The sequence below is a fragment of the Bacillus sp. 166amftsu genome (assembly GCF_900107445.1).
Classification (GTDB): Bacteria; Bacillota; Bacilli; order Bacillales; family Bacillaceae_G; genus Bacillus_A; species Bacillus_A arachidis.
In genome coordinates this window covers 1-13,647 of sequence record NZ_FNQA01000023.1, presented here as the reverse complement: position 1 = coordinate 13,647, position 13,647 = coordinate 1, and the positions used below count along the sequence as shown (strand labels likewise).

General features: G+C 35.0%; 13 protein-coding genes and 1 pseudogene. 4 read left to right on the top strand and 10 right to left on the bottom strand.

The annotated features are described in order from the left end of the window. Window positions 1-189 precede the first annotated feature (189 nt). The 3 genes from BLV40_RS24780 to BLV40_RS24770 all read right to left on the bottom strand — a co-directional run bounded on the left by BLV40_RS24780 (window position 190) and on the right by BLV40_RS24770 (window position 2,622). Window positions 190-1,584 (bottom strand): DUF4179 domain-containing protein, encoded by a 1,395-nt coding sequence (locus BLV40_RS24780; protein ID WP_090694861.1) that lies wholly within the window; start codon window positions 1,582-1,584, stop codon window positions 190-192. Next, the gene (locus tag BLV40_RS24775) at window positions 1,554-2,114 is read right to left on the bottom strand and encodes a sigma-70 family RNA polymerase sigma factor (RefSeq protein WP_090694857.1); all 561 of its coding nucleotides are present in this window, start codon (window positions 2,112-2,114) and stop codon (window positions 1,554-1,556) included. Before BLV40_RS24775 ends, BLV40_RS24780 begins: the two co-directional genes overlap by 31 nt. A gap of 112 nt (window positions 2,115-2,226) precedes the next feature. Continuing rightward, window positions 2,227-2,622: an SET domain-containing protein gene (locus BLV40_RS24770; protein ID WP_139265614.1), complete on the bottom strand. Its 396-nt coding sequence runs from the start codon at window positions 2,620-2,622 to the stop codon at window positions 2,227-2,229. A 194-nt stretch (window positions 2,623-2,816) separates the two neighbouring features. Here BLV40_RS24770 and BLV40_RS24765 point away from each other — a divergent pair, with 194 nt between their 5' ends. Continuing rightward, window positions 2,817-3,731 carry a phosphotransferase family protein gene (locus tag BLV40_RS24765; RefSeq protein WP_090694848.1) on the top strand — a complete coding sequence of 305 codons (915 nt, stop codon included), beginning with the start codon at window positions 2,817-2,819 and terminating at the stop codon, window positions 3,729-3,731. A gap of 135 nt (window positions 3,732-3,866) precedes the next feature. Here BLV40_RS24765 and BLV40_RS24760 read toward each other — a convergent pair whose 3' ends face one another. The 6 genes from BLV40_RS24760 to BLV40_RS24730 form a co-directional block, all read right to left on the bottom strand. Next, on the bottom strand, window positions 3,867-5,069 hold the full coding sequence (locus BLV40_RS24760; protein ID WP_090694843.1) for a Ger(x)C family spore germination protein: 1,203 nt from the start codon (window positions 5,067-5,069) through the stop codon (window positions 3,867-3,869). After that, window positions 5,050-6,156 (bottom strand): spore germination protein, encoded by a 1,107-nt coding sequence (locus BLV40_RS24755; protein ID WP_090694840.1) that lies wholly within the window; start codon window positions 6,154-6,156, stop codon window positions 5,050-5,052. Before BLV40_RS24755 ends, BLV40_RS24760 begins: the two co-directional genes overlap by 20 nt. Beyond that, window positions 6,153-7,724: a spore germination protein gene (locus tag BLV40_RS24750; RefSeq protein ID WP_139265613.1), complete on the bottom strand. Its 1,572-nt coding sequence runs from the start codon at window positions 7,722-7,724 to the stop codon at window positions 6,153-6,155. The genes BLV40_RS24755 and BLV40_RS24750 overlap by 4 nt, the downstream gene beginning before the upstream one ends. Before the next feature lie 466 nt (window positions 7,725-8,190). Further along, window positions 8,191-8,709: a spermidine N1-acetyltransferase gene (gene speG, locus BLV40_RS24740; protein ID WP_090694937.1), complete on the bottom strand. Its 519-nt coding sequence runs from the start codon at window positions 8,707-8,709 to the stop codon at window positions 8,191-8,193. Window positions 8,710-8,907: 198 nt separating this feature from the next. Next, entirely contained in the window at window positions 8,908-9,312 is a 405-nt protein-coding gene (gene psiE, locus BLV40_RS24735) for a phosphate-starvation-inducible protein PsiE (protein WP_026594104.1), read from the bottom strand. 176 nt (window positions 9,313-9,488) lie between these two features. Further along, window positions 9,489-10,067: a TetR/AcrR family transcriptional regulator gene (locus BLV40_RS24730; RefSeq protein WP_090694836.1), complete on the bottom strand. Its 579-nt coding sequence runs from the start codon at window positions 10,065-10,067 to the stop codon at window positions 9,489-9,491. A gap of 146 nt (window positions 10,068-10,213) precedes the next feature. Between BLV40_RS24730 and BLV40_RS24725 the strand changes: the two genes are divergently transcribed. The 3 genes and pseudogenes from BLV40_RS24725 to BLV40_RS24715 form a co-directional block, all read left to right on the top strand. Further along, a complete protein-coding gene (locus BLV40_RS24725) occupies window positions 10,214-11,689 on the top strand; it encodes an MDR family MFS transporter (protein ID WP_090694833.1) in 1,476 nt (491 codons plus the stop codon). 231 nt (window positions 11,690-11,920) lie between these two features. Continuing rightward, the gene (locus tag BLV40_RS24720) at window positions 11,921-12,175 is read left to right on the top strand and encodes a hypothetical protein (RefSeq protein ID WP_090694830.1); all 255 of its coding nucleotides are present in this window, start codon (window positions 11,921-11,923) and stop codon (window positions 12,173-12,175) included. Between the two features lie 308 nt (window positions 12,176-12,483). Continuing rightward, window positions 12,484-13,125 (top strand): annotated as a pseudogene (locus BLV40_RS24715) (oligopeptide:H+ symporter); the annotation flags it as partial. 242 nt (window positions 13,126-13,367) lie between these two features. On the opposite strand, the gene BLV40_RS24710 reads toward BLV40_RS24715, so the two are convergent. Continuing rightward, a partial coding sequence (locus BLV40_RS24710) for an LPXTG cell wall anchor domain-containing protein (RefSeq protein WP_139265612.1) occupies window positions 13,368-13,647 on the bottom strand: 280 nt, incomplete at its 5' end.

Below are 13,647 nucleotides of genomic sequence, written 5' to 3'. Positions count from 1 at the left end.
TCTAATCTCTTCCTTTACAAAACTCTATTATATCGCATGTCAATGTGAAAAAATATGATTAAAGAAGGAACTTTTCAAACTGATAAAAATGTCGATATTTTGTCACATCAAGAATAGGCATTATAAAAATGTAAGGCTGTTGTAATATAAAAGATGCCGCTTTATATGTTAAGGGCATCCTTTTTTCGATTATTTTAATTGAATTTTGACTGGCGGTAATGATTTTTCAGGATGATATGGTGACATCTCTACTTCTAATACATAATTCTTTAAACTAAAATTCTTCACACCATATTCCCCATCTAGCTGAAATGTTGCTTGGAATTGTAATTTTTCCTTATTCAATACCTTCACATCGCTTCCCTTTATCACATGACCAATTGGTGCAAATTCCTTATCTACATATGAAGAATCCATTAAATTCATAACTTCCCCACAATTGATCAATTCATCCATAGACTTATGTTTTGTATCGGCATTTTGAAGTGTATATTGCACGATTAATCGCTGTTTTTTATGCTGAATTTTATTGACGACAACCTTTAAATCACTACGAGCACTTTTTATTTCAAATGGTGTCTTTTGATTTAAAGACTGAATAGATGGCTTTTCAGATAACCTCACATTTGGATGTAGCGTAATAAATTCTGCGTTCTCTGGAACTTGTCCAAAAATAGACCTTTCATCAGATTCAACCTGATTTCCAACCTTTTCTCTTCCAAATTCAATCCCAGATGTTTTAAAATCAATTTCATTACCTTTATCATCCGTCACCTTCTCAATTCTTGCCAAATCATTCTCTCCAGCAAGTGGATATATCGCTTTATAATCAATGGCAACAGACCCTTTTCCAACTGTAATCTTTTCAAAGTTCAATGTATGTTCTTTATCTTCACTACTTACGGATTGCTGAGGATGAATCATTTTATTCTCCAATTGTTGTACGGGAATATCAAATTTCCAAATTCCTTTTGTGTCTCCAATCGACGTAATCGTAATTGGTAATGTAGTATTTTTAGGAAGCTCTTTTTCTGGATAATTAATGTGTATATTCCCAAACCAACCGTCTTTTGTAATTTTCCCATCAAATGAAGCTGCACGCCCCCATTTCTCGCTTCCATCAACTAGTTTAAAATTATAGTAAAAACCATTGGCAACAGTATTCTTTAACTCTACTTCATCTGGATTATCTACTTTAAATGTAATCCCAATTCTACCACCATCATAATACACACTGTTCATCGTTACACTAATCCCATTGCTTACCGCTTGCTGGTTTAGTTCGGTTACAAGCTTACTTGCTGATAGATTTTGACCAATTGAATCATGAAAATGCGAATAGATTTTCCCAATAATCGGAACTTCCGCTAATACACGAGTCATTTGCGGAAATACAAATCCTGAGCCTAGTATCCCTATACAGATTGAAGCTGCAGTTAACAAAGCAATTTTTCTTCTCTTATATATCTTTTTAACCGGTTTTTCTGCCTTTGCCCTAACAATCCCTTTTTGTATAGCCAGATTCAATTCTTGTTTCGGAACATCAATTTTATTTACTTCGTCATTAAACCACTGCTTATCCAATTCTCATCACTCCCCCCTAATAATTTTTTTAGAGACTTTCTCGCCCGGTGCAAATACGTCTTTACCGTTCCCTCCGGTATATTCATTTGCCAAGCAATTTTATTAATCGAAAAATCATGATAATAATATAAAATGATTACTGTTTGATAATTTTCATCCAACCTTTGAATCGCTTCCTGCAAATCAATATTTTGTTCAATTTGATGTAGTTTGTTTGGCATCCCGCCATATGTATCTGTTTCTCTTCCATCCTCTAGCTTCTTCACTTTTTTCTTTTCACCTAATAACTGATAGGCATGATGTATAAGAATCCGTGTCAACCATGTCAAAAAATAGTTTGGTTTCTTTAATTGTTCTATGGATAAGTACGCTTTATACACCGTTTCTTGCACAACGTCCAGTGCATCTTCTTTATTCTGTACATACAGATACGCAGTGCGGTACAACTGATCTTGATATAGATGAATGAGCTGTTCGAAAGCTGCATCGTCACCTTTTCTTGCCTTTTTGACTAATTTTATTTCATCCATTGTATCCCCTCCTTTCACTTATTAGATAGATAAAAAGCCAGCTTGGTTTCAAAATTTTTTTTATTTCATGCAAAAAAGCACATCCAACTGAATGTGCTCTTTTTACACTTAATTACTTATCGTTTTCTTCTTTCTCCTTATCAAACCATAGTAACTCATCATCATCAACGTCACCATTGTAGTTGATCAGAATCTCTTCCCCTGCTTTTATATCCTTATAAGCATAGAAATCAAATGTATGATTATCAAAGTTAATTTCATACGTCGCATTTGGCTTGTAAGCATGATTAAATAGCATACCGTATCCTAAAAGGATTGCAGAATGATTTATCCCATACTCAAATGCGTAGTCAGCAAGTAGTGTTTTCTCTATAAATTGATGTTCTTCATTCGGATAAGAGATAACTGGTGCTTCATGTAGAAGTTCACCTTTTTTTATATCACGTGTTGCAAATACTCCTCTATTAAATTCTCCATCGCTCAATGTGGAAGTCTTGATTTCAATCATATTCGTCACCTATACATTTCTTTCTCTGAAGTATTTTGTCTTCTTAAGCTTGGCAGATAATGAGAAGAAAATCAATTGGTTTAATTTTTCCTTTTTATCTAATACTTATATTCCATTCCTCTAAAGACCATATATGATAATATGAAATTAACAGAATACTACAAACTCGATTCTTGCAAATAAGGAGGGATAAAATGATTCATACGCAGTCCAAGGCAGAGAAATTAAAGGAGAAGTTATACATTATATTAGCTGACACGTATCCACACCTAGCAGTAAAACATTTAGACATCATAGGAAATGGTGTACAAAACGTTGTTTTTCGGGGCGATTCTGAAAAAGGCCCATTAGCTTTCCGTGTACCTTGGGAGCGTGAAGTGAACAACCTAAATGACGGGGTGTTTAGTAGCCGAATTTCCTTACAAAAAGAAGCTACACTTTCTAATTTTTGCTTTTCCAAAGGCCTTTCGGTACCAGAAATTCATGGATTACACCTTTCTACAGAATTAGATTTCTTAATTTCAAATTATGTAGCAACTGATTCTACCCCCGTTTCCGCCTGCAAAATTGGGGAAATCACTCGCAAGCTCCACAATATATCAATTCAGGATTTACCTTATCAAAATGAAAATGAGGAGTCTTGTAGTAAATTACTCACCAAACGCCTTGTAACAAGAACAGAAGCATTCAATCGAATCGCGAATTATAACATTCTGTTACCAGATGAAACAGAAATTGAACAAATATTAAAAGAAGGAGATTCTCTAAAAAGGTTGCTACATATGGACATTCGACCTGTGAACCTCATTGGTTATAACGGAGAAATAAAAGCAATCGTTGACTGGGATAATGCTTTGATTGGTCATCCACTATTAGACTTAATGAGAATATTAGAAACGAATGAACTCAATTGGGAGGAATTTAAAGAAGGGTATGGAAACAAGGACATTTTCAAATCTCTTTCTCCTATTGTCCGCTCGTTTTATCAACTGGACACAGCAGTGATGCTAGCTAACCTTTTTATTGATCGGCTGAAAATACCTGAGAAAGAACTACATTATAAAGAGCGCGTGAAGAAAATATGTAGAGAAATAAGAATAGCTTTATAAAGAGAATATATACGTATTTTCAACTTTCATATAGGAAATTGTAAACATAAAACATGTTGGCGGAAGGTCACTCACTATTCCACCAACATTTTTTCATTTATCTCATACTATGTCATGCAATAAAGAATCTCACTTCTAAATCCCTTCCGTACCATAGTCCTCAATAGTTAACTTTACGCTATATTTGATTGGAAGCTTACTAAATGTTTTATCCCAGTCTTTTTCAACCTTTTTCCATACTTTTGGGTACTCAATTTTTAATCTGTTACCGAAGCCAGCAACATCAACTTGATAATCCTTTTGAATTTTTTTTAATGTCCGCTTCACCAATCGATTCACTTCTTGTTCCGCAGATTTTTCTACACTTCTTAGAAATTTATTTTCAAAAGGTTCTCCTGAAGGGACCCAGTTTTCAGATAGCCGTCCCTCTGATTGGATGTTCACATCAAAAGAGATGTTATTTCCTTTAACGTGGGGTTGGATTTTGCTTTTCATAGATTTCACTTCATACAAGATGGGTTTTCTTGTCTTTTCATCAAAACTTTTCACCAAACCGCTTTTTCCTTTTCCAGTTATCCATGTTAAGCCTTCCAATTCATTTTCATTCAAAAAACCTCGTAGCTTTTTTGTCTTTCCTTTTATTACGGCAGCCCCCGCATATTTCACTTCTCCATTTACCGAAATCACATTTGGCAAAAGAAAACTAGCCCCTGATTTTATCTTTCCTGGTAATTTAGCAAGCGGCATGGGAGGTAAAATCCGTGATGATCTATATTGATTATCCGCAATTCCAAGCAAAATGAACGCTGGAATTTCTCCTGCTTCCCTCGATTTCAATGTCTCACTAGCTCGTCCTTTACTAATTAACACGAGGCAACTTGGTCTCATCTCATTATCACGGATATAAATATCCAGTAACTGCTTCAAACTATACATTCGTGCAAGACTTTCACTAACAACAATCACTTTCGTGTGATGAAAGATTATAGGACGCTGCCTTCTTAATGCGACTTCACGAATCGATTGATGAAGAGAATCTCCAGTTTCAGAAATATTCGTGTAGGCTTTTTGTTGTTCCCCTCCACCCTTTCCTTTACCTGATAATTCTGGTTTAACAAACTGATAGGTCGATGTTATAAGATTTCTTTTTCGATAACCTCCTCCATGTTCTTCTATCTCTTTCTCAACTTTTGTCTCCTTCCCTTTATCAAATGCCAATCCTACCGCGAACCCCTGCTCTTCAATTTCATGACTGCTCCAACACCCTGTAAGAGCCAGAAGCAAAAGAACTGATGATAAAGCCAAAAGAAGTCGTATATTATTCACACTTCGATTCATTCTTTCTCTTCCTCCATCTTGAAATTACAAGGAGAAGCAGTGGTAGGATACCAAATAATATCATCGCCGCATTACCAATCACATCTCCCAATTTAAATAGATCATTAATGTTTTTCGGAATTTGAGAAACGATATAAATAACCGGGAGTAACCCATACAAGAAGGAATGAATATTTTTATTAAAGAGCTGTGCCAGTCCCAAAGCAGCAGCATAATAGCAAATTGTATAAGTTGCGAAGATTTGCATAATCCATACCACAAGTAATAAAGACTCAAATCGCTCAAATATCAAACCAGGGAGTTCAAAACTTCGCATAAGATCGATCGTAGGCCATGTTCTCATTAATACCCCATCGACAGAAAACGTTCCTATAACCATCACAACTGTAGTGACATAAAAAATTAAGGGAATAGCAGTTCCGATTAGAACGACTTTTACAGCTTGGCGTGGTTGTTTCATAAATGCCAAAAGGAGCAACATAATTTCGGCACCTGAATATGCAAGCGTTGTTGTTTTTAAGCCTTTTAGTACTGGGATAATCCCTAACCCTAATACAGGACGAAGATTGTCTATCTCAAATATTCCAATGCTCATAAAGGAAGTGAGCAAGAAAATAAAGACTGTAATTGGAAATATAATTTCAAATAAACGTGCTATTGAGTTTATTCCGCCTAGGTTTAAATAGAGACTCACCCACATAAATGGCATGATAATAGCCCACCCAGGTGTTCCTTCCAGTAAAAAGAAACTTGTTATTCCTTCCAGCGTTTTGACTTCAAATGAAGAAAGCATAAAAAAGTAACCTACAATAAATAGACTAAGTATCGCTCCTACCCATTTCCCTACAATTTCTTGATTATATTGATAAAATGTTTTTCCAGGAAATTGTTGACTTAATTTGACCATGATTATCCCTGCAACCATCGCAATTAACCCGCCTAAAATAACGGTTATCCAAACATCTGGTGTGTTTACTTTCTCAGCAGCTGTTCTGGGCAAGGTGAGAATTCCTACTGCGAGTATATAATTGATAAGAATGACAGCCGCTTGCGAAGTCGGAATTCGATCTTTAGAGTTGGTAATCACCCCTCTTCACTTCCTTTTCGTATCGAATCTTTCATATTCATCATTTTGGGACGGCGTTTCATCATTTGAAGTGGCATGCGAATCACGAAATCTTTCCAATCACTTAAATGATAAACAACAGCTGGACTGGCATAGGGTACGCCGAAACTCTTCAATCTCGCTATATGACTGCATAGAACGAGAAAAAACAGAATGACTCCGTATAGTCCAAATATGGCAGCGCAAAACATGGCTACAAAGCGAAGGATCCGTAGTGGAATTGCCGCACTATAATGAGCGAGCGCAAAGGAAGAAATAGCAGTGGCCGCTACTACAATTACCATAATTGGACTAATAATTCCCGCTTCTACGGCAGCCTGTCCAATGATTAATCCACCGACAATTCCCATCGCTGAACCAATCGGCTTAGGCAGGCGTAGCCCTGCTTCCCGCAAAATTTCGATGGCTATTTCCATAAATAATGCCTCTATAATTGCAGGAAACGGAACTCCTTCCCGTCCCCCAAGAATTGAAATAGCCAACTTGGTCGGAATTAATCCAGGATGAAATGAGATAAAGGAAATGTACAAAGCAGGTGCAAAAAGAGAAATAATAGCTGCTCCAAAGCGCAATAAACGGATAAACGTACCTGGAATCCAACGTTCATAGTAATCTTCCGGCGATTGCATCAGCATGCTAAATGTAACTGGAACAATCAGGGCAAAAGGTGTTCCATCCAATAAAATCGCAACACGCCCTTCCATCAACGCTGCGATGACGCGATCAGGGCGCTCCGTACTCTGTGCTTGTGGAAACGGGCTGAGGTAATTATCTTCGATGAGCTGCTCCACATATCCTGATTCTGGCACATTATCAATATTGATTTTCTGAATTCTTTTCTTAACCTCTTCTACCAATTCCGAATCAGCAATCTCTTTCATATAGGCAATAACCAACTCTTTTTTTGCCCGCTCTCCTACATGAAATTTTGTTAATGACAATCCCTCATTTTCGCCATGTAGCCGTAAAAGAGCGGTATTATCAGACAAAACTTCTGTGAAACCTACCCGTGGACCTCTAACTGATCCCTCTGATATGGGCTCTTCAACATTGCGTGTTTTCCCTTTTTTTGTACCAAGAATTAATACACCTGCTAATCCATCAACTAAAAGTGCAGTTGAACCTATCAACACTTTTGCCATCAACTCTTTTATAGAATAGACTTCTTCTACCTCACTAATAGAAAGGACGCGATTCTTAATAAACTCTTTTGAAATGGTACCCTCCACATAAGATGGTGCACTCTTATATTCTTCATAAAAATTAAACATCAATGACTTCAAAATATGCATATTAATGAGATCCTTATCCGACAGTCCTTCCACAAAAACAAGCGCCGCTCGAATATTTGTCCCCCCTATGTTAAACTCTCGAAAGTGGGCATCCGAGTTATAACTAACTTCTTTTTTTACAAGCTCTAGATCCAAGGTAAAATCGCCTGTAAAATAATCTGTTACGTTTTGAAAAGGCTTATCCTGATATGTATCGGTTTGTTGCTCCATCTTTGATTCCTTCTCTTTCATCCTCATCACTCTTTCTCTAATGTACGGATCCAACTAAAAACTCTTGAGGTCACATAAGGAACGAAAAATACGATAAAAGTTTGCACAAACACTTTCCAATCTGGAAGATAAGAAACAAGCGTTTTCCACATTTTAATCACCCAATATCCGCAGTTGACACTGCGATTTCTCACCCTAATTGGAATTTCTTAAGCATTATTATGTCTGATGTACGGAAATTTAATCCATTCAAAGCTTTATCATTACTTTCTTTTTGATATTAGCCTTCTACTATCAAAAACTTATAATTGGATGTATGATTAGACAAAAAAGCCCATCTTTTTATAAAGATTGAGCCTTCTTTGTTTATTACTAACGATGAAGCATACCCTTGGACAATCAAAAAAGGAAGCATAACCCTAAGTTATGCTTCCTTTTATATATTTAAAACGGTACATGAAATAAATATTTATTTTTCATCATACATTAAAACTTATGATTTCATTTCTAAATATTGATGCTGGAAAATACACATTCTGATTGCATTATGGTAGTTACCATCAACGAAAAATTCATCTTGTAACTCGCCTTCAATCGTAAAGCCGACTTTTTTGTAAATATGCGTAGCCTTTTCATTTTCTTTATCCACTACTAAATAAAGTTTGTGCATATTTAATACTGAAAAGGCGTAATCCATCGCTAAACGGGTTGCGCACGCTGCATAACCATACCCTTGATACTTTGGATCAATGATAATTTGAAATTCTGTTCTTCGATGAATGTAATCAATCTCCACTAATTCAACTAACCCAATCATATTATTATCTTTTTCTACTATAAACCGGCGTTCACTTTGATCATGAATGTGCTTATCATATAGATCCTGCAACTCCACAAAAGCTTCATACGGTTCTTCAAACCAATAAGACATAATATGTGCATTGTTGTTAAGTTCATGAACAAATTTCAAATCTTCTCGTTCTAATGGGCGCAGTTTAAGTTCTCGACTCATTTTTTCAATCTCCATTCTCCCACTTAATTTCTTAACAGTTTTCATTTCAAAACGCTCCTTTACAACTCTCTACTCACATTCTAATCCTTCAAGTAACTTGAAGGTCAAGGAGGAAGTAAACATGCATTTTGTCTCTTTTTATCACTATAATTAAAAAAGTAGTGCGAACCAACTGTTTGGCTTGCACTACTTCTTTATTTAATGTTTCTTCAAATCCCTCATATTAGATATATATAAAGCAATAACTAAAATAAGAATAGCACCTGCATATAATAATGTTTCAAGTGGTTCCTCATGAGAAACGATAATCAATCGAATTAGCGCTGTAATTCCAATATAAATAAAATAACGTAACGGAAAGTGATAATTCGATTTGAAGTACTTAATAATTAATGCAATAAATTCAAAGTATAAAAAGTAAACAATAATACTTTCAACTAATTTATAGGACGTATATTTTTTTGTGGAAAATATGTATTGTATAAATGTGATCGTTTCATTAATTAAAAAGATAGATAAAACAATGGATAATATGATAAGAGCTATATTTAATATCCATTGTAAGACACTGGCAATAAATTCATCGACATTAAATGATCGCATTTTCTAGCACTCCTCTATATGTAACTCATACTCATATATTATAGCAAAATTATCCTAACATATAAATTTTAGAAGTGTTAAATCATACTTCCATACATCCCCCGTCTCAGAAATGTCTCTATCAGATTTTACCGAAAGAGTACCCCTGCTTCAAACGAAGTTAAATGGGGGAGTATTCATTCATTCTCTTTCAATTGAAAAATATCTTGATTAATCATTTCATGAAAGTATCTATCCATTTCTTCTGCTGAAACACTTTTTCTATTTTGAAGCCACCATGCACTTAATGTTGTAATTACACCCGAATAAAATTCAATAATTAACTCCATTGGTATCGTATGATTTTTACAAATCCGATTTAACTCTTGATTCTCCTGTTTCTTCATTTCACGAGTTTGATAATTTATGAAGCTAATAAATTGTTCATCATCCATTTGCGACTCTAATATTTTACCGATTTCTTCATGTTGCAAGAACTGTTCCATCACTTGAAACGGTTTAGTTAATCGATCTAAAAGTGGTATAGTAAAAGCTTTCTCTTGATATTGTTTAAATCCAAATACCAATAACCCATCTTTATCTTCAAAATGTTTATAAAATGTTGTTCGATGCACCATCGCACGATCACAGATTTGGTTGATGGTAATGGAACTATATTTCTGTTTTGACTGTGTCATTAATTCAAATAAAGACTCCCACAATAGCTTATGTGTACGTCTAACACGTAAATCCAGCTGTTCCTCATTATTTTTCATCTACACTTCTCCTTTTCTGTAGATTAATTATATAACTACTGAAAATTGATTCTTTATCTTTTAATCTACACATGTATATTATATTACATGTAATCTTTTGTATACAAATGTATTAAAAATAAAGAAAGTGAGAGGAAAATCAATAAATGAATATAACAACTGCTAGCTCTACAAGTAGTAAAATTGACACTTCTAATATTAAACATGCCCCCATTTTAATTGCATTACTTTTAGGTGCAATGGTCGCATTATTAAACGAGACGTTACTCGGTAATGCTTTAACCGTATTAATGAGAGAATTTGATGTCACAGCTTCAACAATTCAATGGCTTTCTACAGCTTACATGTTAGTTGTTGGAGTTTTAGTACCAATTACAGCCTTACTCCAACAATGGTTCACAACAAGACAAATGTTCTTAACAGCCATGTTAACATTTTTAGTCGGTACATTGATCGCTGGATTCGCACCGATATTTTCCGTTTTATTAATCGGTCGTATTGTCCAAGCGATCGCTACTGGTTTAATTTCACCATTACTAATGAATACGATTTTAATTATTTGTCCACCTGAAAAACGCGGTGCCACAATGGGCTTAATCGCACTTGTTATGATGTCTGCCCCAGCAATTGGTCCTACATTATCCGGAATGATCGTTGATTCACTTAGCTGGCGCTGGTTATTCTACCTTGTTATTCCTATCGTAATCATTTCCATATTAATTGGAATGAAGTACCTTCAAAATGTCACCGAGTTAACACGACCAAAAGTTGATTACTTATCCATTCTTTTATCAACATTAGGTTTCGGTGGTATTGTATATAGCTTTAGTTCTTCAGGTGATTTAGGATGGTCAGATCCGAAGGTTTATTACACTTTAATTATCGGGATTATATCGTTATTCATTTTTGTTGTTCGTCAATTAAAAATCGATAATCCAATTTTAGAACTACGAGCATTTAAATTTCCAATGTTTACTTTATCAGTTGGTTTAATAGTCATCGTCATGATGTCACTGTTTTCAACAATGACCTTATTACCAATGTTCTTACAAACCGTTTTACTTGTTACAGCCTTTAAATCAGGGCTCATCATGCTACCGGGGAGTATTATTAGCGCCATAATGGGACCGATTGCAGGTAAATTATTTGATAAATTTAGTCCAAAGGCTATTATCATCCCTGGCCTTGTATTAGTAGCTATTGCAATGTGGCTATTCAAGGGCATTAATCCAGAGACAACATTGACACAAATTATCTTAATGCACAGCATATTAATGGTTGGGCTCATGTTTGTGATGACAGCACAAACATATGGTTTAAATCAATTGACACCAGAGCTTTACCCACACGGCACAGCGCTATTTAATACATTACAGCAAGTAGCTGGTGCAATTGGTACAGCTATATTTATATCTAAAATGTCTTCAGGTACAACTGAATATATGCAAAACTCAACAAACCCAATGAATCCAGTAGAAAAGTTAAACGGCTTAACATCGGGATTCCAAGGGGCATTCATGCTCGGGTTAATCTTTATAATTATTGCCCTCGTTGTATCGTTTTTCTTAAAAGGACAGAAAAAGGAAGCAAAAGCCACTCAGCTCTTACACAATGAAAATTAGAAGATCCTAAATTTTGTATTAGCCGCTGATTGATTAAATACGAACACCAAAAAGACATCTTTACGAGTTAAAGATGTCTTTACGAAATGAACAATACGACCTACTTTTAGGGTTAAATGTAAATTCAACTGCTCTTAATGTTGATTTTTATACGTATGCTTATTAAATGAATTTCGAAAAATCTAATGTCTCTTTATGAGCGTTTACGATTAGTTTGAAAGAGGTGCTACCATGATAAAAGTAACTGAATCCTCAGTAAAAAAGGCACGCATAGACTACGAATTATTGAAGGAAACAAGACATACGAAAGCTATATTATTTCGGTTATACGAAGACGCTGGCGATAAAATCGATAGACTTTCTATTATACGGACTTACCCTAGCGAAGCATTCGTTGTTGCAGAAAAAAACGCTCCACATCTAGTAGAACAAGGTGGCATTCACCAATTATTTCAGATAATTGATGAACAAGGCATCTTATCCTGATGCTTTTAATAACATATTCATAAAACCTTACATAGGGATGATTACAATTAACAAACCAAAATGATTCGATTTTTTAAGACTACAGGCACATTATTCATTATATAAGAAAAAATTATACATCAGCAATATTCTTTTATGAGCTATATTGCTCATCCTTCAACCCTTTCACGATAAGCAGAATTTCTAATTCCCAAGTGTAATTACAAAATTCAAGTACGAGATACCTTTCAATATTCTGCTTTCAATCCCCAACATTTACGTTATACTAAAATAATATATAAATATACGAAAGAGAAAGCGTTATGGATATGAAAGAAAAACAAACAATGATGGAGAATATCCCTCAAACGGGCTTTTTTGGTCACCCTAAAGGTTTATTCACTTTATTTTTCACCGAGTTTTGGGAGAGGTTTTCTTATTATGGAATGAGAGCCATTTTACTTTACTATATGTACTATTCCATTGCAAAAGGTGGATTAGGAATTGATCAAGCTACTGCCACTTCCATCATGGCAATTTACGGCTCTCTATTATACATGTCTAGTGTTATCGGTGGCTGGGTTTCTGATCGTTTACTCGGTTCAAGTAAAACAGTCTTTTGGGGTGGGGTTTTAATTATGATTGGCCACCTTATTCTAGCATTGCCGGGTAGTATCATTACTTTATTTATTTCTATGGTATTTTTAATACTTGGAACAGGATTATTAAAACCAAATATCTCTAGCATCGTTGGAAATTTATATCATGAATCAGATACGCGTCGAGACTCTGGTTTTAGTATTTTCTATATGGGCATTAATTTAGGTGCTCTTGTAGCTCCTTTAGTTGTTGGTACATTAGGTCAACAATATAACTTCCATGTTGGTTTTGGCGTCGCAGCAATTGGTATGGTAGTAGGTTTAGCACTATTTGTTTTGACGAAAAAAAAGACTCTTGGAGTAGCTGGTACGATACCAACTTCTTGATTTTTATAAATGGCATTATCTTTTGTCTCATTGTCACTTTTTGATTCTCTTCGCATAAAAACATTACAAACTCAGCAATCGTATTCTCTATTCACTCCATTTGATTCACCTCACCACCTTCACATATGTTTAGAGGTGGGAGTCCTCTCGAAAGATATGATAGATAGAGTGAATTGAAAAAAACGGACTATTATCTTCTAATAGCCCGTTCAAATAGTCACATCATTTTAGTTCCATTTTCTTTTATTTATTACTAGTATTAATAAAGCAAATACTAACAACATTCCACCTATATATGGTAGGTATGACACATGCCCACCAGTCTGTGGTAATGTTTTCTTACGTTCTTCTATTTTTTCTTGTTCTTTTACTTTTGATTCGTGTAAATTGTTTTCTTCTTCCGTTACATTTAGGTTTTCTGGAGTTGGGTTTTTCTCTAACTCTTCCGTTGTTTCCCACTTCTCTTCAGGTTCTGTTTCTTCCCCTTGTCCCTCTATAGTTGGCTTC

Bases quoted from the DNA above. Each gene is read 5' to 3' on its own strand.
- BLV40_RS24775 (WP_090694857.1), bottom strand. From the start codon at position 2,114: ATGGATGAAATAAAATTAGTCAAAAAGGCAAGAAAAGGTGACGATGCA.
- BLV40_RS24770 (WP_139265614.1), bottom strand. From the start codon at position 2,622: ATGATTGAAATCAAGACTTCCACATTGAGCGATGGAGAATTTAATAGA.
- BLV40_RS24765 (WP_090694848.1), top strand. From the start codon at position 2,817: ATGATTCATACGCAGTCCAAGGCAGAGAAATTAAAGGAGAAGTTATAC.
- BLV40_RS24760 (WP_090694843.1), bottom strand. From the start codon at position 5,069: ATGAATCGAAGTGTGAATAATATACGACTTCTTTTGGCTTTATCATCA.
- BLV40_RS24750 (WP_139265613.1), bottom strand. From the start codon at position 7,724: ATGAGGATGAAAGAGAAGGAATCAAAGATGGAGCAACAAACCGATACA.
- speG (WP_090694937.1), bottom strand. From the start codon at position 8,709: ATGAGTCGAGAACTTAAACTGCGCCCATTAGAACGAGAAGATTTGAAA.
- psiE (WP_026594104.1), bottom strand. From the start codon at position 9,312: ATGCGATCATTTAATGTCGATGAATTTATTGCCAGTGTCTTACAATGG.
- BLV40_RS24730 (WP_090694836.1), bottom strand. From the start codon at position 10,067: ATGAAAAATAATGAGGAACAGCTGGATTTACGTGTTAGACGTACACAT.
- BLV40_RS24725 (WP_090694833.1), top strand. From the start codon at position 10,214: ATGAATATAACAACTGCTAGCTCTACAAGTAGTAAAATTGACACTTCT.
- BLV40_RS24720 (WP_090694830.1), top strand. From the start codon at position 11,921: ATGATAAAAGTAACTGAATCCTCAGTAAAAAAGGCACGCATAGACTAC.